At 49.8% G+C, this 634-nt stretch carries 1 protein-coding gene; it reads right to left on the bottom strand.

From position 1 onward, the window contains the following. Nucleotides 1-13 precede the first annotated feature (13 nt). The coding region (locus FOI68_RS22760; RefSeq protein WP_143864418.1) for an IS256 family transposase at nt 14-634 on the bottom strand (621 nt) is incomplete at its 5' end.

Raw genomic sequence — 634 nt, 5'->3', positions numbered from 1 at the left:
ATAGCCGTTAGGCTCAGCGGAGATATGGTTGAACTCGCTCCGGAAACTGAACGGACAGTTGCAACAGAATTTGGCCCCAGTTCTGAACTCTCCCCGTCCACTTTCGTAACACATCCATGGTTGCCAGGTAGAGCATTTTGAGCAGGGCTTCGTCTGTAGGGAAAATGGCTTTTCCTTTGGTGACCTTTCTGAGTTGGCGATGGTAGCTCTCAATGACATTGGTTGTGTAGATCAGTTTGCGAATCTCGGGTGAGTACTTGAAGAAGGTGGAGATTTCCGCCCAGTTCGTACGCCAGGAACGGACAATAAGGGGGTACTTTTGTCCCCACGTCTGCTCGAATTGATTCAGTTCTTCCAAGGCGGCCTCTTCCGTGGCCGCTTTATAAATCGGCTGCAGGGCCGACGTGATCTTCTTGATGTCTTTGTAGGAAACGTATTTGATCGAGTTGCGAATCTGGTGGATGATGCACTTCTGGATTTCCGTGATGGGATAGCAAGCGGAAATGGCCTCGGAGAAGCCGCGAAGATTGTCCACACAGGTAATAAGGATGTCTTGCACGCCCCGGTTTTTCAACTCGTTTAAGACATGAAGCCAGAACTTTGCCGATTCATTTTCCCCGATCCAGATGCCAAG

Source organism: Brevibacillus sp. LEMMJ03 (assembly GCF_007197875.1).
Lineage (GTDB): Bacteria > Bacillota > Bacilli > Brevibacillales > Brevibacillaceae > Brevibacillus > Brevibacillus thermoruber.
The sequence above is the reverse complement of the archived record's forward strand: the minus strand, read 5'-3'. Positions and strand labels throughout refer to the sequence as shown.